At 72.7% G+C, this 20,562-nt stretch carries 19 protein-coding genes and 1 tRNA gene; 18 read left to right on the top strand and 2 right to left on the bottom strand.

Annotation, left to right across the window (positions count from 1 at the left end; translation table 11 throughout):
- Positions 1-100 precede the first annotated feature (100 nt).
- The 4 genes from cmk (at position 101) to AB1460_RS05865 (ending at position 4,065) form a co-directional block, all read left to right on the top strand.
- Positions 101-952, top strand: coding sequence for a (d)CMP kinase (gene cmk, locus AB1460_RS05880; protein ID WP_368959584.1), 852 nt, complete (start codon positions 101-103; stop codon positions 950-952).
- Entirely contained in the window at positions 949-1,941 is a 993-nt protein-coding gene (locus tag AB1460_RS05875; protein ID WP_368959583.1) for a lysophospholipid acyltransferase family protein, read from the top strand. The genes cmk and AB1460_RS05875 overlap by 4 nt, the downstream gene beginning before the upstream one ends.
- Positions 1,942-2,086: 145 nt before the next feature.
- Positions 2,087-3,511, top strand: a complete 1,425-nt coding sequence (gene der / locus AB1460_RS05870; RefSeq protein ID WP_368959582.1) for a ribosome biogenesis GTPase Der — start codon at positions 2,087-2,089, stop codon at positions 3,509-3,511.
- Between the two features lie 32 nt (positions 3,512-3,543).
- Positions 3,544-4,065 carry a GNAT family N-acetyltransferase gene (locus AB1460_RS05865; protein ID WP_368959581.1) on the top strand — a complete coding sequence of 174 codons (522 nt, stop codon included), beginning with the start codon at positions 3,544-3,546 and terminating at the stop codon, positions 4,063-4,065.
- Between the two features lie 51 nt (positions 4,066-4,116).
- On the opposite strand, the gene AB1460_RS05860 is transcribed toward AB1460_RS05865, so the two are convergent.
- Entirely contained in the window at positions 4,117-5,079 is a 963-nt protein-coding gene (locus AB1460_RS05860; protein WP_368959580.1) for a class F sortase, read from the bottom strand.
- A 335-nt stretch (positions 5,080-5,414) separates the two neighbouring features.
- Here AB1460_RS05860 and AB1460_RS05855 point away from each other — a divergent pair, with 335 nt between their 5' ends.
- The 14 genes from AB1460_RS05855 (at position 5,415) to AB1460_RS05790 (ending at position 19,585) form a co-directional block, all read left to right on the top strand.
- The gene (locus tag AB1460_RS05855) at positions 5,415-5,942 is read left to right on the top strand and encodes a hypothetical protein (protein ID WP_368959579.1); all 528 of its coding nucleotides are present in this window, start codon (positions 5,415-5,417) and stop codon (positions 5,940-5,942) included.
- 320 nt (positions 5,943-6,262) lie between these two features.
- Positions 6,263-6,336, top strand: a tRNA-Pro gene (locus tag AB1460_RS05850).
- 957 nt (positions 6,337-7,293) lie between these two features.
- Complete coding sequence (locus AB1460_RS05845) at positions 7,294-8,349, top strand: C40 family peptidase (RefSeq protein ID WP_368959578.1); 1,056 nt, start codon at positions 7,294-7,296, stop codon at positions 8,347-8,349.
- 223 nt (positions 8,350-8,572) lie between these two features.
- The gene (locus AB1460_RS05840; RefSeq protein WP_368959577.1) at positions 8,573-9,265 is read left to right on the top strand and encodes a CDP-alcohol phosphatidyltransferase family protein; all 693 of its coding nucleotides are present in this window, start codon (positions 8,573-8,575) and stop codon (positions 9,263-9,265) included.
- An 18-nt stretch (positions 9,266-9,283) separates the two neighbouring features.
- Positions 9,284-11,800, top strand: a complete 2,517-nt coding sequence (locus AB1460_RS05835) for a sugar phosphate nucleotidyltransferase (protein ID WP_368959674.1) — start codon at positions 9,284-9,286, stop codon at positions 11,798-11,800.
- A gap of 309 nt (positions 11,801-12,109) precedes the next feature.
- Positions 12,110-13,003 carry a DUF881 domain-containing protein gene (locus AB1460_RS05830; protein ID WP_368959576.1) on the top strand — a complete coding sequence of 298 codons (894 nt, stop codon included), beginning with the start codon at positions 12,110-12,112 and terminating at the stop codon, positions 13,001-13,003.
- Positions 13,000-13,350 carry a small basic family protein gene (locus tag AB1460_RS05825; RefSeq protein ID WP_368959575.1) on the top strand — a complete coding sequence of 117 codons (351 nt, stop codon included), beginning with the start codon at positions 13,000-13,002 and terminating at the stop codon, positions 13,348-13,350. Before AB1460_RS05830 ends, AB1460_RS05825 begins: the two co-directional genes overlap by 4 nt.
- Positions 13,347-14,159 carry a DUF881 domain-containing protein gene (locus AB1460_RS05820; protein WP_368959574.1) on the top strand — a complete coding sequence of 271 codons (813 nt, stop codon included), beginning with the start codon at positions 13,347-13,349 and terminating at the stop codon, positions 14,157-14,159. Before AB1460_RS05825 ends, AB1460_RS05820 begins: the two co-directional genes overlap by 4 nt.
- Before the next feature lie 120 nt (positions 14,160-14,279).
- Positions 14,280-14,660, top strand: a complete 381-nt coding sequence (gcvH, locus tag AB1460_RS05815) for a glycine cleavage system protein GcvH (RefSeq protein WP_368959673.1) — start codon at positions 14,280-14,282, stop codon at positions 14,658-14,660.
- A gap of 577 nt (positions 14,661-15,237) precedes the next feature.
- Positions 15,238-15,783 carry an FHA domain-containing protein gene (locus AB1460_RS05810; RefSeq protein WP_018635126.1) on the top strand — a complete coding sequence of 182 codons (546 nt, stop codon included), beginning with the start codon at positions 15,238-15,240 and terminating at the stop codon, positions 15,781-15,783.
- Positions 15,761-16,612 (top strand): MerR family transcriptional regulator, encoded by an 852-nt coding sequence (locus tag AB1460_RS05805; RefSeq protein WP_420497204.1) that lies wholly within the window; start codon positions 15,761-15,763, stop codon positions 16,610-16,612. The genes AB1460_RS05810 and AB1460_RS05805 overlap by 23 nt, the downstream gene beginning before the upstream one ends.
- Positions 16,613-16,774: 162 nt before the next feature.
- Positions 16,775-17,260 (top strand): bifunctional nuclease family protein, encoded by a 486-nt coding sequence (locus AB1460_RS05800; protein ID WP_006540374.1) that lies wholly within the window; start codon positions 16,775-16,777, stop codon positions 17,258-17,260.
- Between the two features lie 497 nt (positions 17,261-17,757).
- A complete protein-coding gene (locus tag AB1460_RS05795) occupies positions 17,758-18,384 on the top strand; it encodes a MerR family transcriptional regulator (protein ID WP_018635128.1) in 627 nt (208 codons plus the stop codon).
- Between the two features lie 124 nt (positions 18,385-18,508).
- Complete coding sequence (locus AB1460_RS05790) at positions 18,509-19,585, top strand: ATP-binding cassette domain-containing protein (RefSeq protein ID WP_368959573.1); 1,077 nt, start codon at positions 18,509-18,511, stop codon at positions 19,583-19,585.
- An 11-nt stretch (positions 19,586-19,596) separates the two neighbouring features.
- Here AB1460_RS05790 and AB1460_RS05785 read toward each other — a convergent pair.
- A partial coding sequence (locus AB1460_RS05785) for a transposase (protein WP_368959572.1) occupies positions 19,597-20,562 on the bottom strand: 966 nt, incomplete at its 5' end.

Here is a 20,562-nt window from a genome sequence, read left to right as displayed (position 1 = left end):
GCCTGTGATCCGGGCCGTCGGCGTGCAGGTCGGGCGCCGCCGGCCCGGTGAGGACAGGAAACAGCGAGTCGACAGACGCGCGTCCGGACGGAGGAGACGGGTGAGCCCCGACGACGGGTCCGCTTCGCCGGGGGTTACGGCCACCGGCAGCCACGACGAGGTACTCAGGACGGAGCAGCAGAGGGGCGCGGAGCAGAGCGCCGTACAGCCCTCCTCGGTTCCCGTCCCGGCCCCCGCCGGGACCGGCACCGCCCCGTTCACCCCGACCGGCCTGGTGGTGGCGGTCGACGGCCCGGGCGGCTCCGGCAAGAGCACCGTCTCCCGGGAGATCGCGCGCCGGCTGGGCCTGCGCTACCTGGACACGGGCGCCATGTACCGGGCGGTCACCCAGGTCGCCCTGGAGCGGCGCATCGACATCGAGGACCCGTCGGCGGTGGCCGAGGTCGCCGAGCGCACGGTGCTCACCGTCGGCACCGACCCCGACCGGCCGTCGATCGCGGTCGACGGGGTCAACGTCGACGAGCAGATCCGCACCCGGGCCGTCACCAACGCGGTGAGCGCGGTCGCCGCGGTGTCCGCGGTCCGCTCCCGGCTGGTCGCCCAGCAGCGGGAGATCATCGCCGAGTCGCTCGCCGCCGGCGGCATCGTGGTCGAGGGTCGCGACATCGGTTCGGTCGTCGCGCCGGACGCCCCCGTCAAGGTCTTCCTCACCGCGTCAACCGAGGTGCGGGCCCTGCGCCGGTCCCGGCAGCTGGGGGAGAAGGGCGTCGACGACGTCGCCCGCACCCTCGCCGAGCTGGACCGCCGCGATGCGCTCGACAGCACGCGGACAGCTGATCCGCTGTCCGTTCCGGACGGTGCCATCGTGCTGGATTCCAGTGCGCTCTCCGTCCCCGAGGTGGTGGACGAGGTCCTGCGCCAGAGCCAGCACCTGCTCGCCACGACCCCATGACGACCGCCGACCACCCCCTCGACTCCGCGCCCGCGGCGGTGCCGCCGGGCCCCGCAGCCGCGCCGCAGGTGCCGCCGGCACCCGCAGCCGCGCCCGCGCCGGCCACGCCGGTTGGCGCCGCGATCCCGGAGACCGGGGCGGCGGAACCCGATCAGGCGCAGACCGGTCTCGCGAAGCCCGGCGTGCCGGAGGGGGCGGCGGAGGCATCGGTGGCGCGGGTACGGCCGGCCGAGGTCTCCGAGGTCTCCGAGCTCGCCGCGTCCCGCCCGGCCGGGCGTCCCGTGTCGCGGCAGGCGCAGACGGGGCCCGCGCACCGCGGCGCCGAGTCGAAGCCGTTCAACGACATCACCCACCGGGTGCTCAAGCCACCGGTGCGCCAGGTGCTCAACCACCTGGTGATGAGCGTCACCCACGAGGGCTGGGAGAAGGTCCCGCGGGACGAGCCGCTGATCTTCGCGGGCAACCACAGCAGCTGGATGGACGGCCCGCTGGTCGTCATCGAGGCGCCGCGCACCGTGCGGTGCCTGGTGAAGTCCGAGATGTACAAGGGCATCGTGGGCCGGCTGCTGATGTTCGTCGGCCAGATCCCGGTCGACCGCGGGCGCCCGGACCGGGCCGCCCTGCACACCGCGCTGGACGAACTGAGCCGCGGCGGGACCATCGGGGTGTTTCCCGAGGGCACCCGGGGCAGCGGTGAGATGGCCGCTGTCCAGCACGGCATCGCCTACCTCGCTGTGCACGGCCGGTGCCGGGTGCTGCCGGTGGCCTGCATCAACACCGGCGCGGCGCTGCCGCGGGGGGCGCGCTGGCCGCGCCGCTCGGTGAAGGTCCGGGTGGTCTTCGGTGAGCCGTTCGAGGTGGAGGTGCCGGCGAACCCCCGTTCCCGGCGGGCGCTGGCCGCCGTCGCGGAGGACATCCGGGTACGCCTCGCCGACCATCTGGCAACAGCGCGTGCCGGCGCCGCTCTGGAATCGCCCGGCGCGGAGTAAGTTCTACCGGATCGCTGTTTGTTCCGGGTGCGCCATTACCGTCACTGGAGTACTACCTTCACGGGAGTACTAGGCCCGCCGCCCGCGGAAGGACAGCTCGTCGTCCCCCACCGAGATGTCCAGCTCACGCGGAGTACAGCAGATCATGAACATCGAAGACCTCGCCGCCGCCGTGCACGATGACGCCGTGGGCGGGGCCGGCCTGCCCACGCAGGGCGAGCCCGGGCTTCCGGGCGGGTCGTCGACCGGCGGCCAGCCCGTCCTCGCGGTCGTCGGCAGGCCCAACGTCGGCAAGTCGACGCTGGTCAACCGTATTCTCGGGCGCCGCGCGGCCATCATCGAGGACGTTCCAGGCGTCACCCGGGACAGGGTCGCCTACGACGCGGTCTGGAACGGGCGGCGGTTCACCGTCGTCGACACCGGCGGCTGGGAGCCGGACGCCCGCGGCCTGGCCGGGCGGGTCGCCGAACAGGCCCGGGCCGCGATCGACACGGCCGACGGGGTGCTGTTCGTCATCGACGCCACCGTCGGGGCCACCGACGCGGACGAGGCCGTCGCCCGGGTCCTGCACCGGTCGGGCCGACCGGTCGTCCTCGCCGCGAACAAGGTCGACGACGCCCGCGCCGAGGCCGACGCGGCCGCGCTGTGGAGCCTCGGCCTGGGGGAGCCGTATCCCGTCTCCGCGCTGCATGGCCGCGGCAGCGGTGACCTGCTCGACGCTGTCCTCGCGGTGCTGCCCGAGGCGCCCCGGGAACAGTTCACCGAGGAGGACGGGCCGCGGCGGGTGGCGCTGATCGGCCGGCCGAACGTGGGCAAGTCCAGTCTGCTGAACAAACTGGTCGGCTCGGAGCGCTCGCTGGTGGACGACGTCGCCGGCACGACCCGCGACCCGGTCGACGAGCTCGTCACCGTCGGCGGCGAGACCTGGATGTTCATCGACACCGCCGGTCTGCGGCGGCGGGTGAAGGAGGCCTCCGGCGCGGAGTACTACTCCTCCCTGCGCACCGCCGCGGCGCTGGAGGCGGCGGAGGTGGCCATCGTGCTGCTCGACGCGGACGAGCCGGTCACCGAGCAGGACCAGCGGATCATCAGCATGGTCACCGAGGCCGGTCGCGCGCTCGTGCTGGCGTTCAACAAGTGGGACCTGCTCGACACCGAGCGCCGCCTCGACCTCGAGCAGGAGATCGTCCGGGATCTGGGCCGCGTCGCCTGGGCCCCGCGGGTGAACATCTCCGCCCGCACCGGGCGTGCCACCGACCGCCTCGCCCCGGCGCTGCGTACCTCGCTCGAATCCTGGGGCACCCGAATCCCGACCGGGCGGCTCAACTCCTGGCTCGGCGAGATCGTCGGCGCCACGCCGCCGCCGTCGCGGAGCGGGAAGATCCCCCGGGTCCTGTTCGCCACCCAGGCCGGGGTGCGCCCGCCGCGGTTCGTCGTGTTCACCACCGGTTTCCTGGAGCCGGCCTACCGGCGTTTCCTGGAGCGGAAGCTGCGGGAGGACTTCGGCTTCGCCGGCACCCCGATCGAGATCTCGATCCGCGTGCGGGAGCGCCCCGACCGCCACCGCTGATCTCCCGCCGCGGAGACAGAAGGAGTCGCCCGATGCTCGTCCGGCGCGAGGAACCGCGGGATGTCCAGGCTGTCCGCGAGGTGGCAGCCGAGGCGTTCGGTGAGGTGGGCCGCCCGGCGGCGGTGCCCGCCGAGGTCACTCTGCTGGACGAGCTGCGCCTGAGCGGAGCCTGGCTGCCCGCACTCTCACTCGTCGCCGAGAGCGCCACCGGTGAGGTCGTCGGCCACGTTCTGTGCACCCGTGGCCGGGCGGGCGGGACGCCCGCGCTGGCACTCGCGCCAGTCGGTGTCCGACCGTCGCACCAGCGGCGGGGCGTCGGCCAGGCGCTCATGCACGCGGTGCTCGGCGCGGCTGACGCCCTCGGTGAGCCGCTCGTCGGCCTCCTCGGTGACCCGGCCTACTACGAGCGCTTCGGGTTCCGCCCTGGCGCCGAGCACGGCATCGCCGCGCCGGTGCCCGAGTGGGGCCGGCACTTCCAGATCCGGACTCTCGCCACCTGGCAGGCATCGATCAGCGGCGTGTTCGTCTACCCGGAGCCGTTCGACCACGTCTGAGCCGGCCGGGCAGACATCACAGAACCGCCGGAACGTCTCCCGAGCGAGGCGTCAGGCCGGGGGCGGGACCGGCGGCACGGCCCGGGCGGGCGGGGCCGCAGCGGAAGCCGCGGGCGCCCCCGGACCCCCCTGGGCCCCCTGTGCCGGCTGGGCCGGTGGAGGTGCTGACGGCGTCGCTGCGGCCGGCCCGGGTACCGCCGGGACCGGGGTGGTGGCGCCGGGCACGGCAGGCGAGACGGTGCCGGTCGGCACCGAAGGTGTCCCGGCCGTCCCGGGTGCACCGGGTGCACCGGGTGCACCGGGCACCCCTGCGGCCGCGGGAGCGGGCGGGTTGTTGGCGTGTGCGTAGACGATCAGATTGCTCAGGTAGTGGTTGGTGTTGTCGTCGAACGCGCCGGAACAGGTGATCAGGCGGAGTTCGGGCCGGTTCACCGGCCCGTACACCCGTTCGGTGGGGAACTCCGTCTTGGTCACGTCCTCCGTCCGGTCGACGGTGAAGGTCGTGGTGAGGCCTGTCGGGGACGCGACCTCGATCTGGTCGCCGGGCCGGAGCGCACGGAGGCGGTAGAACGCGGCCGGCCCGCTGGTCGAGTCGTAGTGGCCGACGAGGACGGACGGGCCGAGAGCTCCCGGCGCCGGGCCCTTGTCGTACCAGCCGACGTCCTGCCACTTCTTCGGGACATCCAGGGTCCCGTCGGCGTTCAGGCCGAGCCGGATGATCGGCGCATCCAGCCCGATGACCGGGATCCGTAGCCGCGTCGGGTCGGTCACCACGACGGGCGGCAGTGTCGGCACGGGGGTCGCACCGGAACCGCCGGGCACGGCCGGAGCTCCCGCTTTGCCCGCAGCGGTGCCCAGGTCGCTGATGGCGACCCGCTCGGTGTCGGATGGCCGGTCGGAGCCGACGTCCGCGAGGCGGAACCCGCTTCCGGCGATCAGCACCACGCCTGCGACCAGCAGGAGACGGGAGAACGTCATCCGTGCCGGCTGCGGTCCTGCCGTTCCACGTCTCACGGCGCTCTCCGTCCTCCGGGCGGCTCCCGGCACGACATCCAGGAACTACGCAACGTGAGGTTATCGGCACGCTGGGATGCGAGGCGTCATCGCTCGCGGCGGCGCGCGGGAGTGTGGGAGTGCGGCTGGCCACATCGGCCGAGGGTGGGCGATGGGCTCACCGGGCGCGGCTCGGGCCATGTCCCGCAATGGAAGACCACAGTGTCCGCCGCTCGGTCGCTGTCTGCTCGGAGCTGTCGCACCACGCCGTCTCGCTGCGTCCCATCCGGACGACTCCTCGTTATGGTGTCACTCGCAGTGACCAAGCCATAACCATGTGTGAGAGAGGGGACCAGATGAAGAAGGGAATGGGACGGAGCGCCGCGCTTCTCGCCATGTCGAGCGCGGCCTCCGTCATCCTCACCTTCGGGCCGGGTATGACGGCCGCGCACGCCGACCTCTTCGATGACAAGGGTGGGTGTGACGACAGGAAGTCCGAGGAGCGGTTCGGCGACGACAAGGCCGACAGGGACGGCGAGATCAAGGACGACAGGGTCGCCCGGGCCGCCGTCGACGACAAGGACAGGGTCGACGGCGACAAGGTCGACGAGGGCAAGGACGACGACTGGTTCGCCGACAAGGACAAGGACGGCGACTGGTTCGACGACAAGGACAAGGACAGGGACTGCGCGGTCGGTGGCGGCATCATCGCCGGTGGCGCTGTCGGCGTCGGCGTCGGTGGCGGTGCTCCGGCCGGCGGTGTCGGTACTGGTGGCGGCGGCCTCGCGGGGGACAACTCCCCGCTGCTGCCGATCGCCGGGGCCGGCCTCGGTGCCCTCCTGATCGGCGCGGGGATGCGTCGCCGCGGTCACGGATCCATCTGATCGGTTCTCCCCCAGGGAAGAGCACGTGGGTCGGCCGGTGTGGGAACCACACCGGCCGGTCTCGCGTGCCTCCTGGTGCGCCGGATCTGGAATGCCGTCCCCGGACCTGGCGTCCCGGTGTGGGCGCCGGGTCCGGGGCCCCGCCGGCCGCCGACGATCAGCGGTGCGGTAAAGTCGGCGTCCCGGCAGTGCTTCTCCGTGGGTCTGGTTCGGCCAGGCGCGGGCAGGCGCGGCGGGGTGCACCGCACCCGGTGTCACACCGGGAGGCGGCCCCGCCCCGGCGGGATGCCGGATCTCCGGTAGGGTAATGTTGGGTAGTACGGGACGTGGCGCAGCTTGGTAGCGCACCAGACTGGGGGTCTGGGGGTCGCAGGTTCAAATCCTGTCGTCCCGACAGGAGGAAAGCCCTCTCTGCCGTTCGTGGCAGTGGGGGCTTTTGCTTTTTCCGCAGCACCGTTCACGGCCGTCGCGTTCCCGCGTTGTCGGGCCTGCGGTGGTGTGCCACCGCGTCGAGACCGCGGTCCCTGCTGCCGGAGTTCTTCGTAGCCGGATCGTGGCTGGCCAGCTCAGGTGTGCTGCCCGTCGACCGCCCGGACATCCGGAGTGCCCTGGGCCGGTCGGGCCGGGGATCCACCCGTTCGCTGGTCCATCCCGGCTGCACCCCGGATGCTCCGGGGTGCCCCTGTGCGGCACGGGTGACACTCCACCAAGGTTGGTGCGGGATGTGTGCGTTGCCCGCGCATTCTGTTTCGGGCGCATTGCCGGGCTGCGGCGCGCCGGTGTTCCGGCGCCACCGTCCGGCGCTGCACCGGACTGCTCGATGATCGCCGTGGGCAGCCTCGGCGGCTTGGACCGGCGCGATGCCGGCGGCCCCCGGGCAGGCTGAATTCCTATACCAGGCAGGCGTCGGTGCTGCCGCCCGGGGTACATGGGCGATCGCCGGCGGCCGTGTGCGTGCGGGTTTGATCCGACGGAAAGTAAGCGGGCATTTCCGCATAGTGATCACATCGCAGGGTGGGTGATTGTTGTGAGGGGGGTGATTGTCGGGCATGTGCCGAAGTCCACTATCTTCAGCTTCGGCACCTGTGTGCAGAACTATTCGAGAGTGCCGAGCACTGTCCGATGTATGTAAAGCGTCGAGCCGATGCGCCGTGTCCCGTCCCCGGCTCGACTTCCCCTCCGAGCAGGTGGGGCGGGACAAGGGCCGTCAGCGGTCCCGGTGGGCGGGTGGTCGCCTCCCGGTCGGCTGGATGACGGACCCGGTTCCACCGGCCAGCCCCGGGCCGGCGGGACGGCGCGCTGCTGTATCCGGCAGCGCGTGTTGCAGGCGCCGGAGAGAGAAGGACACGCGTTGCCCCGTCGCGGAATTGCCTGGCTGCCCGAGGACTGGGACCAGTTCGTCAAGGGGCGGTCGCGCTCCTCGAACGTCCGATCCGGCACCAGCTCCCGGCGGGGTGCCTCCCACCCGCCGCGGCGGGCCGCGACGATCGCCGCGTTCACTACCGGAACGCTCGCCGCCTCCACCGCCGCGTTCGCTGCGACAGTGCCCTCCACTCCGGAAGCCCCGGCGTCCCTGGAGCCGGGCGCGACCCAGACAGCCTCCGTGCTCCCCGGTCAGGGCGGCGGCGCCGCCGACTCGCCGGAGGCGACGGCGGCGGCCGTGGCAGCGCCGCTCGCGGGTGCCATCGCCGCCCCTGACCCGATCTTCACCCGAGTGGCGCTGTCCGCGGACAACTCCACCGTCGCGCCGAACGCGCCGGTCGTGCTCACCGTGCGGGCCCAGGAGGCCAGCGGTGCCCCGCTGGGTAACCAGCAGGTCCGCATCGTCGTGGTGAACGGGCCGAAGTGGCAGACGTCCACCGCGCTGACCACCGACGCGGCCGGCCAGGCCCAGGTCACCGCGCGCCTGCTGAGCACCACTACGATCACCGCGGTGTTCGACGGCACGAGCGCCCTGCGGCCCTCGGTGGCCGGCTCCGCGACGATCACCATCAAGGCGCCGGTGGCGCCGCGCCCGGCGATCAGCCAGGCGATCCCCTCGGTGATCCCGGGCAGCTCCATCGGGGAGAAGGCCGTCTACCTGGCCTCGCTGCAGAAGGGCAAGCCGTACGTGTGGGGTGCGGAGGGGCCCTACTCGTTCGACTGCTCGGGCCTGGTGCAGTACGTCTTCAAGCAGCTCGGGCGCTCGCTGCCGCGTACGGCGCAGGGGCAGTACAACGTGTCGACGCACGTCCCGCAGTCCGGGAAGCGGCCCGGCGACCTGATCTTCTACGGCACCGAGGGCAACATCTACCACGTGGGCATCTACGCCGGGAACGGCTATATGTGGGCCGCGCCGCAGACCGGCGGTGTCGTCTCGCTGCGTCCCATCTACAGCTCCACCTACAAGGTCGGCCGCATCATGTGACCGGCGGCGGCCCGCTGCCGCCGCCCTGGCGGTGCCCGTCCTGCCCGGCGCGCCCGGCCACGATGACCCTGCCTGCGCTTATCCGCTAGCGTCTGGGGGACGACCCGCGTCCGCCAGGTCGGCGCGCGAGCCGCTGGGGACTGTCAGCCCTGTGGGCGCCTGCCGGCGCCAGCGGCTGTCACGGCTGTTCGCGCGTGGCCGGGTCGGGGAGGAGGCACTCGGCGTGACGGCGGCTACGCAGGCCTCCGACCGGATCTGGACCATTCCGAACCTGCTGTCCGGCCTGCGCCTGCTGGGTGTCCCGCTGTTCCTGTGGCTGGCCCTCGGGCCGGAGGCGGACGGCGCCGCACTCGGGGTGCTCGCGTTCGCCGGGGTCAGCGACTATCTGGACGGCAAGCTCGCCCGGGTCCTGAACCAGACCAGCCGCCTCGGGGTGATGCTCGACCCGCTGGCGGACCGGCTTTACATCCTCGCGACGATCATTGCGCTTACTCTGCGTGACATCGTCCCGCTGTGGTTCGCGCTGGTGCTCGTCGCCCGGGACGCCGTCCTGCTGGGGCTGGTGCCGATCCTGCGCCGCCTCCACGTCGGCACGACGCTGCCCGTGCACTATCTCGGCAAGGCGGCCACCTTCAACCTGCTGTACGCCTTCCCACTGCTGCTGCTGTCCGCCGGCGACTCCTGGCTGGCGACGGCGGCCCGTCCCGTCGGGTGGGCGTTCGCCATCTGGGGTACCGCCCTGTACTGGTGGTCCGGTCTCCTGTACTTCGAACAGGCCCGCCGGCTGGCCGTGGAACAGCGCGCCCGGCCACCCGCCTCCGGACCATCCGGATCGGCCGGACCATCCGGATCGGCCGGACCATCCGGATCGACCGAGCCGGCCGCCGGACCGGTGCCCGGGAAGATCGGGAGGTAAGCCTTGAGAGCCGTCGTCATGGCGGGCGGCGAGGGCACCCGGCTGCGGCCGCTGACCGCGAACCTGCCGAAGCCGCTGCTGCCCGTCGTCAACCGCCCGATCATGGAACATGTCCTGCGGCTGCTCAAGCGGCACGGGTTCGACGAGACCGTGGTGACGGTCCAGTTCCTCGCCGCCATGATCCGGAACTACTTCGGGTCGGGCGACGAGCTGGGCATGCACCTGTCGTACGCCACGGAGACCACCCCGCTGGGTACCGCGGGCAGCGTGAAGAACGCGGAGGACGCGCTGCGCCACGAGCGGTTCCTGGTGATCAGTGGGGACGCGCTGACCGACATCGACCTCACCGCGCTCGTCGCCTACCACCGGGCCCGCGGGGCGCTGGTCACCGTCGCGCTGCGGTCGGTGCCCAACCCGCTGGAGTTCGGCATCGTCATCGCCGGCGAGGATGGGCGGATCTCCCGCTTCCTGGAGAAGCCGACCTGGGGGCAGGTGTTCTCCGACACGGTGAACACCGGCATCTACGTGATGGAACCCGAGGTGCTCGAGCACGTCCCGGCCGGGGAGGCCGTGGACTGGTCCGGCGACGTCTTTCCCCGCCTGGTGGCCGCCGGTGCCCCGGTCTACGGCTACGTCGCCGGCGGCTACTGGGAGGACGTCGGCACCATCACCAGCTTCCAGCGGGCGCAGGCGGACGTCCTGAACCGGCAGGTGGACGTCGAGATCGGCGGGTTCGAGGTGTCCCCGGGCGTGTGGATCGGCGAGGACGCGGACGTCCATCCCGACGCCATCCTCAAGGGGCCGCTGGTCGTCGGGGACTACAGCAAGGTCGAGGCCGGCGCCGAGCTGCGGGAGTTCACCGTGCTCGGCAGCAACGTCGTCGTGAAGCGGGGGGCGTTCCTGCACCGCGCGGTTGTCCAGGACAACGCGCTGATCGGCCCACGGGCGAACCTGCGCGGCTGTGTGATCGGCAAGAGCACCGACGTGCTGCGTGCCGCGCGGATCGAGGAGGGCGCGGTCATCGGGGACGAGTGCGTCATCCAGGAGGAGGCGTTCGTCTCCCACGATGTGAAGGTCTACCCCTTCAAGACGATCGAGGCCGGGGCCGTCGTCAACACCAGCGTGATCTGGGAGTCGCGCGGGCAGCGCTCGTTGTTCGGGCCACGCGGGGTCTCCGGCCTGGTCAACGCCGAGATCACCCCGGAGCTGGTGGTGCGCCTGGCCAGCGCCTACGCCACCACCCTGAAGAAGGGCACCACGGTCACCACGGCCCGCGACGGCTCGCGTGCCGCCCGCGCTCTCAAGCGGGCGGTGATCAGCGCGCTCACCGCGGGCGCGATCAACGTGCGGGACCTGGAGGTCGCCCCGCTGCCGGTGGCGCGCTTCGACGTGCGGACCTCGGATGCCGCCGGCGGCATCATGCTGCGCTCCAAGCCCGGCGACGCGGAGCGCATCGACATCGTCTTCCTCGACGCGGACGGCCACGATCTCTCCCCGGCCGCGCAGCGCAAGCTCGACCGGGTCTTCACCCGCCAGGAGTTCCGCCGCGCGTTCCCCGGCGAGATCGGCGACCTGCGCTTCCCCGCCCGCACCGCCGACGTCTACACCCAGGATCTGCTCGACCGCGTCGACACCAGCGGCCTGGCCGAGGCCGACCTCAAGGTGGTCGTCGACCCGTCCGGGGGAGCGGCGTCGCTGCTGCTGCCCACCCTGCTCGGCCGGCTCGGGGTGGACGTGCTGACCGTCAACGGCCGCCTGGACGAGACCTACCCGGAACCCGGTGCCGCCCAGGAACGCCGGGCCCTGGACCGGCTGGGCGCGCTGGTGGCCAGCTCGCGGGCCGCCTTCGGGGTGCGCTTCGACCACATCGGAGAGCGGATCACCATCGTCGACGAGCGCGGCGACCTCATCAGCGACGAGCGGGCGCTGCTGGTCATGCTCGACCTCGTGGCCGCGGAGAACCGCGGATCGACCGTCGCCGTCCCGGTCGCCACCACCCAGGTGGCCGACCAGGTCAGCCGTTTCCACGGGCTGACCCTGCGGCGGATCCCGATGTCCGGCGCGGGACTGTCCAAGATTGTGGAGAGCGAGCGGGTGGTGTTCGCCGCGGACGGGCGCGGCGGCTTCGTCGTCCCCGAGTTCGCCCCGGTGATCGACGGGCTGGCCGTGTTCGTCCGACTGGTCGCGCTGGTCGCACGCACCCGCCTCACCCTGAGCGCGATCGACTCCCGGATTCCGCCGGTCGCCATGGTCCGCACCTCGGTACCGACGCCCTGGGCCGAGAAGGGCATGGTCATGCGGCGCGTCGTCGAATCGGTCGACAGCGGCTCCGGGGCGCGGGTGGACACCACGGACGGGGTACGCATCGTCAGCCTCGACGGCTCCTGGGTGCTCGTGCTGCCCGACCCGTCCGAGGCCGTCACCCATCTGTGGGCCGAGGCGGCAGACCTGGACGACGCCGAGGCCCTCATCCGTCGGTGGAGCGCCGTGGTGGCCACGGCGCTGCCGGTGGACGCCCCCACCGGCCAGGCCTGACCGGTGGCGACCGCGCTGCCGGCTGACGTGCCCAACGGTCGGCCCTGAGCGACGCGGCCCTGAAGCGGGCCCGGACCTGGGTGGCCCGCATATCAGCGGTGCGGACGCGGGCGGCGTGGACACGGGCGGCGTGGACACAGGTGTGGATGTCGCGCCCGTGTCCGGGGCGGAACGTGCCCCGACCGGCGCGGCACGGGGGGAAGGCCCGGCCTTCAGGCCGGAGAGGACGTCAAGATGCCAGGTGTGCACGTACGGACACGGACCCACCCGCCGGCACTGTCCCCCGCGCCGCCGGTCGAGGATCGGCTGGTGACCCACAGGCAGGAGGCCTCGCCCCACGGGCAGGTGACCTCGCCCCTCGGACAGGTGACCGCGATGGCGCTCGACCCCGCCTATGCGCGTGCGGCCGCCCGGTCGGCCGCCCGGTCGGCTGACCGGCCGGCCGCGTGGGGGCCGGCCTCTCACCGGAGTGTGCGGCGCCGCCTGCTTCTTCCTCTCGTGCTGCTGCTCGTGGGCCTGCTCACCGCGGTGAGCCTGCAGGCGGCGGCGCAGTCGGCGCCAGCCCGGGAGCGACTGCGGGACCGGCTGGGTGCCGCCTACGAGATCCGGTCGGAGCAGCGGGACGACCTTGCCGGTGGGGTGCGCGAGCAACGTTCCGTCACCGCCGACATGCTCACCCGACGGCGCCTGGCGGATGAGGCCTGGGCTACCGCGACGGAGCAGATCGGCACTCTCGCGGCTCCGGCCGGGCTGGCGCCGGCCCGGGGTCCGGGGGTCCGGGTGACGCTGGTCGACCCGCCGACCGGCCCGGCATCCGACGCGGGGAACCCGCGCCCGCTCGCGCAGGGCCCGAACAGCCGGCTCGCCGACCACGACCTGGCCGACATGGTGAACCTGCTGTGGAGCACAGGGGCCGAGGCGGTCGCGGTCAACGGGGTCCGGCTCACCGCGCTGAGCGCGGTCCGGGCCGCCGGCGACGCGATCCTGGTCGGCCTGATCCCGGTCGAGGCCCCCTACGTGATCGAGGCGATCGGTGCCCCTGGCACGATCGTGGGGCGAGTGGCCTCCGCGTCGGTCACGGTCCGGTTGCGCACCCGGGTGGGCGCCCCGCCGGACGCGGTCACCGTCGCGCGGCTCGACGAGGTCACGGTCCCGGCGGCGCCGGGACCGGACCTCCGATACGCCCGAGGGAGTGGATCATGACCCGTGAAGGCGCGATCACCGGACTGCTGGCACTCGTCGTCGGTGTCGTCGCCGGGCTGCTGGCCGCCCCGCGACCGCCCGCCTGGCTCGACCCGTACCTCCCGGTGGCGGTGATGGCCGCGGTCGACGCGGCGGTCGGCGGGCTGCGAGCCGCGCTGGAGCGGGTCTTCTCCGACCGGGTCTTCGTGGTGTCCTTTCTGTCGGACGTCGCCCTCGCGGTCGCCCTGGTCGCAATGGGCGACGCCCTCGGGGTCGGTGGCGCGATGTCGACGGCGGTGCTCGTCGTCCTCGGAATCAGGATCTTCACCAACGCGAGCGCGGTCCGGCGATCGCTGCTGAAGCCTTGACGGCCGACCACGAGGCCGTCGTCGGTGACGGCGCGGAGGCGGCAGCAGCTGGCGCGGAGGGAACCGCGGAGGGAACAGGGCCTGTCGCGGAGGCGACTGTCGGCAACACGACGCAGGGCGGCGGCGGTCTGGCGCGTCCGGTGTTGCGGATCGTCAGCGTCCTGCTGCTCGCGGGGCTGGGATTCGGCCTGGCCGTGATGATCAGATCCGCCGACCCGGCCGACCGTCTCGGCCGGCTGCGACCGGACGAGCTCGCCGCCGAGCTGGAGAACCTCTCCGCCGACGGGCAGCGCCTGCAGGACGAGGCCGGCGGCCTGCGTGCGACCCAGTCGGCGATCGCGGACGGCGCGCGCGGCGACGCCGACATCGACCGGGCCCGGCAGGAGGCCGACGCACTCGCCGTGCTGGCCGGGACCAGCCCGGCGACCGGTCCGGGGGTCACCCTGACGATCAACGACCCGCGGGGCACTGTCGAGGCATGGATCCTCGTCGACGCGCTGCAGGAACTGCGGGACGCCGGGGCCGAGGCCATCGAGCTGTCGGGCGTGCGGGTGGTGGCCTCGACCTACATCGTCGACGCGCCGGGCGGCGGCATGACCGTCGACGGCGGCCAGGTCGCCGGGCCGTATGTCATGCGGGCCATCGGGGATGCGCATACGCTCGCGCAGGCGATGAGGATTCCTGGCGGGGTGCTCGATACGGTAGCTACCCGGGACGGCGCGCAGGCCGAGGTCACGAACTCCGAGCGGATCGAGATCAGGGCCCTGCGCACCGCACCGAGCCCTCGTTTCGCCCGTCCCGCGGACTGATCGACAGCCCCGTGCGGACGAATCGGGGGCGTCGGGCCGTCGGCGGGCCGACGCGTCCGCGACAGGCCGGCGCCGGTGTCCGGTACCGGTGCAGTACCACGACCGCAGGAGGCGATTGCGCTGTATCCCGAGGACCTGAAGTACACCCGCGAGCACGAGTGGGCCCGGGCCGAGGGGACCACGGTGCGGGTCGGTATCACCGCGTACGCCCAGGAGGCACTCGGTGACATCGTCTTCATCTCGCTGCCGGAGGTCGGGGCGCCGGTCGCGGCCGGCGAGCCGTGTGGCGAGGTGGAGTCGACCAAGAGCGTCTCCGACATCTACGCCCCCGTCTCGGGCACGGTCGCGGCGCGCAACGAGGCCCTTGTCGCGGCGCCTGAGCTGGTGAACTCCGATCCGTACGGCGATGGCTGGCTGGTCGAGGTGACCGTCGCCGAACCGTCGGTGCTCGACGAGCTGCTGGATTCCACCCAGTACGGCGAGTATGTCAAGGAGCAGTAGCGCACCGCGATGACCGGCCGGGGGTGTGAGGCCTCCGCGGGCGGCCGGGCCTCGGCGGGCCGGGCCTGGGAGGGCCACGCCGAGGCCACGTCTGGCCGTTTCTGGAGGCCGCGGGGCGGGCTCCGGTGCCCGTCCGGGCGCGGGGTGGCGGTCGGGCGTCTGTCACCCGAGAATCCCTGCGCCGGACAATCCGTGTACGGACTGTGGTCATCGAGGCATTCTTTGGTGACGTGCAGTGTGCATGGCTGCCGTGCTTCGAGGTGGCGTGAGGGTTTGTCTGTTATGTCGTTCGGCGCTCCATGTCAAGGCGGGGATGCTCGCCGCGTGCGTCCGGTGACGCCACGCCGAACAATCGCCCGCCGCACCCTTTTCACGACGGTGCTCCTGATGCACTAGCCTCGGAGTGCGCCGTGACGGCCGCGGCCGCGGATGCTGCCGCGTTCGGTCGTCTGCGTGGGGTGATGTCCCGGATGCGTCGGGTCAGCCCCTGTCGGGCACCATTCCCGCTGCCGTGAGGGCGGCGGACCGAGCGGCCGGCCACCCGCCTGCGGGCGTCCGGCAGGAAGCGGACGAGACTGTGTTCTGCACGAGGTGCGGCCAGCAGAACCCGTCCGACGCGCTGTACTGCGCGCGGTGCGGGTCGCCTCTGGTGCGTCCGGGCGAGCCCGTGGCGCCGGAGCGCCCCGCGGAGCAGACCTCCACGCTGAATCTCGCCGCCGCGCTCTCCGGGATCGAGGGCGACCACGTCGACGAGTCGACCGAGCGTGACGCCGTCGCCGCGGTCGACGCGCTGCCGCCCGGGTCGGCGCTGCTGGTGGTCAAGCGCGGCCCGAACGCGGGTAGCCGGTTCCTGCTGGACGCTGATCTCACCACGGTAGGTCGCCATCCGGAGAGCGACATCTTCCTTGACGACGTGACCGTCTCGCGGCGGCATGCCGAGTTCCACCGCTCGCCGTACACCAAGGGCTTCTCCGTCCGCGATGTCGGCAGCCTCAACGGCACCTACCTGAACCGCGAGCGGATCGACTCGGCCGAGCTCACCGGCGGGGACGAGGTCCAGATCGGAAAGTTTCGCCTCGTCTTCCTGACGGGTGCGACCTATGGGGGGGTCGGAGCACGGTGAACGGGGCCACGGGGCGGTGAGCGGCGGCAGCGGCGCCGCGGCGGAGTCGATGCGGCCGTCCGCTTCCGCGGGTGACGCCCGGTCGGCCGTCGGCCGGCGGGGCACGCCCGCGCGGGCGGGGGACGCCGCGAAGACGCTGAACATCGGCGAGGTGCTGGACCGGCTGCGCGCCGAGTATCCCGACATCACCCTGTCGAAGATCCGGTATCTCGAGTCGGAAGGGCTCGTCGAGCCGGCCCGTACGAGCGCCAACTACCGCAAGTACTCGCTGGATGACGTCCTGCGCCTGCGGCACGTCCTGCACGCGCAGCGGGAGCGCTATCTCCCGCTGCGGGTGATCAAGGAGGAGCTCGCCGCGCTGGACCGGGGGGAGACCCAACTGCCGAGGACGGGTCCCCGGGCGGTGCCGGACCGGCCGGCGGGGCGTGGCCTGGACTCGCTGCTGGGGGCAGAGCGGATCCGGATGTCCCGCCGGGAGCTGCTGGCCGCGAGTGGGCTGGACGACGACGTGCTGGCGGAGCTGGAGAGCAACGGGCTCGTCGGGCCGATCGCGGGCGGCGGGTACTACGACGCCGACGCGCTGCTGGTGGCCCGTACCGTGGCCCTGCTGGCGGCCCACGGGGTCCAGGTCCGGCACCTGCGGGCGGCACGGGCCGCCGCCGACCGTGAGGCCGGTCTCATCGAGGCGGCGGTGGCCCCGCTGCGGTCGGGGCGCCTCGGCGAGTCCGACGGCCGGGCCGCGGAGACCGTCGACGAGCTCGCCACGCTGCTGGTGCGCATGCACGCAGCGCTGCTGCGTACCCGGCTTGCCGCCGTTCGCTCGGGGTAGGGCACGGGTAGTCACTACCCAAATGGTGCGATCATCCACGGAAAGTGAGAACCGACGGGCACGCTGACGCGGGGCGGTAGCGGGGATACTGTCTCCTCGTGGGGTTTTCTGGCTCCGGTCACAGCGTTCCGCCCTGCCCCACCTGCGCTAGGAGGTAGATCGGTGCATCGGCTGGACATCGTCGGCGTGCGTGTCGAGCTTCCGTCGAAGCAGCCGATCGTCCTGCTCAAGGAGGTGGGCGGGGAACGGTACCTGCCGATCTGGATCGGGGCGGTCGAGGCCACGGCGATCGCCTTTGCTCAGGAGGGCATCACGACCGCCCGGCCGATGACGCACGACCTGATGAGGGACGTGCTGCGGGCTCTGCAGACGGAGCTGACCCAGGTCACCATCACCGACCTGCAGGACGGCGTCTTCTTCGCGACCCTGGTGTTCGGCAACGGCGTGGAGGTCTCGGCCCGTCCCTCGGACGCGATCGCGCTGGCCATGCGCATGGGCGCGCCCGTGTACGGCGTGGAGGCGGTGCTCGCCGAGGCCGGCATCACCGTCCCCGAGGAGCAGGAGCAGGAACAGGAGAGCGAGCTGGAGAAGTTCCGGGAGTTCCTGGACACCATCTCGCCGGAGGACTTCAACACGCCGGGTTCGTGATCCGGAGACCGGTGGCCGGCGCGTCGCGCCGGGGCCTGGTGCCGGGGCCTGGCACCGGGGGCGGTGCCACGCGCTCCGGCGCAGCGGGCCCGCCCACCACGTGGGCGGCCCCGTGGGGCCGGGTCGGCAGGTCTGGCATGACCGACCCGGGGGCATGGGCGTGGCTGTGGGCCTGACACGCCGTCCGACCTGAGGCGATTCGTCCGGGTGAAACCGGACTCGACCGGCTGACACCAGCATGTCCGCTGGACTACGGACACGCTGCCTTGGATCATTGAAGGGGCGATGCCCCGCACCTACGGTCGGGCGAACCATCGCCGGGCCGGGCGGGGAGCAGGGGCTGTCCACCGCGGCGGGGGCGGTCGCGGCCGTGTCGCAGTGCTGCGGCGGCGCGTCCGTGGTGATGGGGTGGCGGTGGTGGTGCGACGACGGTGATGTGTGTGGCGTCGTCGGCGGGCGGGCCGTGAGGCTCCCGGACTGTCCGGAGGATGGGACTGGTGAAGAGTGGCACCTCGATGGGGGCAGCCGCGCGGGTGGCGCCGGACGATGAGGATCCGCACTGGGAGGATGACGAGCGGGCGACCATGATCGAGCAGGGTCAGCTCTTCGGAGACGAGATCCCGCAGCCGCCGGGCGACGACGTCGGCTACCGGGGGCCGACCGCCTGCGCCGCCGCCGGCATCACCTACCGCCAGCTCGACTACTGGGCCCGTACCGGCCTGGTGGTCCCGAGCGTGCGGGGGGCCAGCGGGTCCGGCAGCCAGCGGCTCTACTCCTTCCGTGACGTGCTGGTCCTGCGGGTCGTCCGCAAGCTGCTCGAAGCCGGCGTGTCGCTGCAGAACATCCGGGCCGCGGTCGAGCACCTGCGTACGCGTGGGGTGGCCGACCTGGCGCACCTGACGCTGATCAGTGACGGCTCGACGGTCTACGAGTGCACCTCGGACGACGAGGTCATCGATCTGGTCCGAGGCGGCCAGGGCGTCTTCGCGATCGCGGTCGGCCGGGCCCTGGAGGACATGCGCGGCCAGCTCGCCGAGCTGCCCTGCGAGCGGCCCGGCCAGCCGCCCGCGGCCCACCCGGGAGACGAGCTGGCGCACCGCCGGCGGCGCCGCAGCTCGGCCTGAGCAGGCCCTGCGGCCAGGCCTGAGCGGGCTCGGTGGCCGCCCACCGCCCGGGTGGCGGGCGGGCGGCGGCCGGGCGGTGGAAAACCGTTGGGGATCTGTCTGTGGGCTGTCGTACTGTGCGCGGGTGACCGATCAGACAGCGATCCTCGTCGAGGGCCTCCGCAAGAGCTACGGCCGGCACACGGCACTGGCCGGGCTCGACCTGAGCGTCCGCGCGGGCAGCGTCCACGGCGTCCTCGGCCCCAACGGCGCGGGCAAGACGACCGCGGTCCGCATCCTGTCGACCCTGCTCGCGGCCGACGGCGGGCGGGCGGAGGTCCTGGGGGTGGATGTGCTGCGCCATCCGGACAGGGTGCGCCCGCGCATCGGCCTGACCGGCCAGTACGCCGCGGTCGACGAGAGGCTGACCGGTCAGGAGAACCTGGAGATGTTCGGCCGGCTCTACCGGCTGCCGTCACGGGTCGCCCGGGCCAGGGCTGCCGAGCTGTTGGAGCGCTTCGCTCTCACCGAGGCCGCCGGCCGGCAGGCGAAGACCTACTCGGGCGGTATGCGCCGGCGCCTCGACCTCGCGGCGAGCCTGATCATGGCCCCGGCGGTGCTCTTTCTCGACGAGCCGACCACGGGGCTGGACCCGCGCAGCCGCCAGGAGATGTGGCGGGTGATCGCCGACCTCGTCCGCGAGGGCACCACGGTGCTCCTCACCACCCAGTACCTGGAGGAGGCCGACCACCTCGCCGACCGGGTCTCCGTCATCGACGGCGGCCGGGTCATCGCCGAGGGAACGACCGACGACCTCAAGCGCCAGATCGGCGGTGACCGGCTGGAGATCGTCCTCGCCGAGGGCGACGACACGGCGGCGGCCGCGGAGGTCCTCACCCGGCTCGGCAGCGGCACGGCCACCGTCTCCGCCGAGGACTGGCGGGTGAGTGCGCCGGTCGCCGGCGCCTCGGTGCTCGCCGAGGTGGTGCGCTCCTTCGACGAGCTCGGCCTGACCATCGTGGACGTCGGGCTGCACCGGCCGTCCCTCGACGACGTGTTCATGACCCTGACGGGCCAGGGCGCGACCTCCGACGACGCCGGCTCCACAGCCGGCGCGTCGGCCGGGGCCGCGCCCGAGGGGTCCGGCCCGGGTGGGCAGGGGCCACCTGCCGCGCCCGATCAGCGTTCCGGTGGCGACGAGCAGGATCTGGTGAAGGCATGAGTTGCCCTGTGTCAAGCCGCCACTTGCCGAGCTTGATCGGCGACCGTTCTTTGGTCTTGTTTGAGGACTGTCTGGAGTGCGCCGTGGGCGGTGGGGTCGTAGGGGACGCCGTCCTGCCAGCAGCGCCAGATGACGTTGACCCAGGCGCGAGCGAGGACGCGCACGGCGTGGGGATGGTCGTGGCCGCGGGCTCGGGCGCGCTGGTAGAGGTCGGCCGCCCAGGGGTTGGCGCGGCGGGAATCGCCGGCGAAGTCGCACAGGGCGTCGCGCAGCTGTTTGTCCGCGCCCCAGCGGAAGGTGACGGCTTTGACCTTGCCGGATTGGCGGGTGGAGGGTGCTACCCCGGCGAGGCAGGCCAGCGAGTCGGCGGTGGGGAACCGGCCGCGAGCGTCGCCGATCTCGGCGAGCAGCCGGGCTGCGCGGACTTTCCCGGCGCGGGGCAGGGAAGTGAAGACGGCGCCGTCGGGGTGGAGTTCGAGTTGTTCTGCGATCCGGCCGGCCAGGGCCTCGATCTGTGTGTTCACGGTTCGCAGGGTTGCGACGTAGGCGAGAGTGATGGCGGCGTCGACGGGGTCGTGGTCGCCGGTGTCGCCGTCGGGGGCGCCGGTCAGGCGGGCGTAGAGGGTTTCCGGTGGGGTGCGTCCGCTGTAGCGGGCCGAGTGCAGCCAGGCGGCCAGCCGCTTGACCGACAGCCAGCCGGCTTGGGCCTGGGTGGTGAATCGTTCGAGGAACCGCGGGCTGACGTCGGAGTCGATCTCGGAGAACAGTCCGGCCGCGGCGGGGAACACGATCTGCAGGTGAGCGCGGAGCTGGTTGGCGACCGCGATCCGGTGGGCGACGAGGTTGCGGTGGGCGCGGACGCTGCGGCGCAGCGCGGTGGTGGCGGCGCTGTCGCGTACGAGCGGGCGCAGCCGGCGGCGGTCGGTGCGCACGACGTCGGCCAGGACGTAGGCGTCGAACCGGTCGTCCTTGTTCCC

Origin of the sequence: Parafrankia sp. FMc2, from assembly GCF_041008525.1 — a bacterium.
Lineage (GTDB): Bacteria > Actinomycetota > Actinomycetes > Frankiales > Frankiaceae > Parafrankia.
The sequence above is the reverse complement of the archived record's forward strand: the minus strand, read 5'-3'. Positions and strand labels throughout refer to the sequence as shown.

Excerpts from the sequence above, each read along its gene's own strand:
- AB1460_RS05835 (WP_368959674.1), top strand. The coding sequence starts at position 9,284 with ATGGCGGGCGGCGAGGGCACCCGGCTGCGGCCGCTGACCGCGAACCTG.
- AB1460_RS05865 (WP_368959581.1), top strand. The coding sequence starts at position 3,544 with ATGCTCGTCCGGCGCGAGGAACCGCGGGATGTCCAGGCTGTCCGCGAG.
- AB1460_RS05855 (WP_368959579.1), top strand. The coding sequence starts at position 5,415 with ATGAAGAAGGGAATGGGACGGAGCGCCGCGCTTCTCGCCATGTCGAGC.
- AB1460_RS05875 (WP_368959583.1), top strand. The coding sequence starts at position 949 with ATGACGACCGCCGACCACCCCCTCGACTCCGCGCCCGCGGCGGTGCCG.
- der (WP_368959582.1), top strand. The coding sequence starts at position 2,087 with ATGAACATCGAAGACCTCGCCGCCGCCGTGCACGATGACGCCGTGGGC.
- AB1460_RS05805 (WP_420497204.1), top strand. The coding sequence starts at position 15,761 with ATGGGGGGGTCGGAGCACGGTGAACGGGGCCACGGGGCGGTGAGCGGC.
- AB1460_RS05825 (WP_368959575.1), top strand. The coding sequence starts at position 13,000 with ATGACCCGTGAAGGCGCGATCACCGGACTGCTGGCACTCGTCGTCGGT.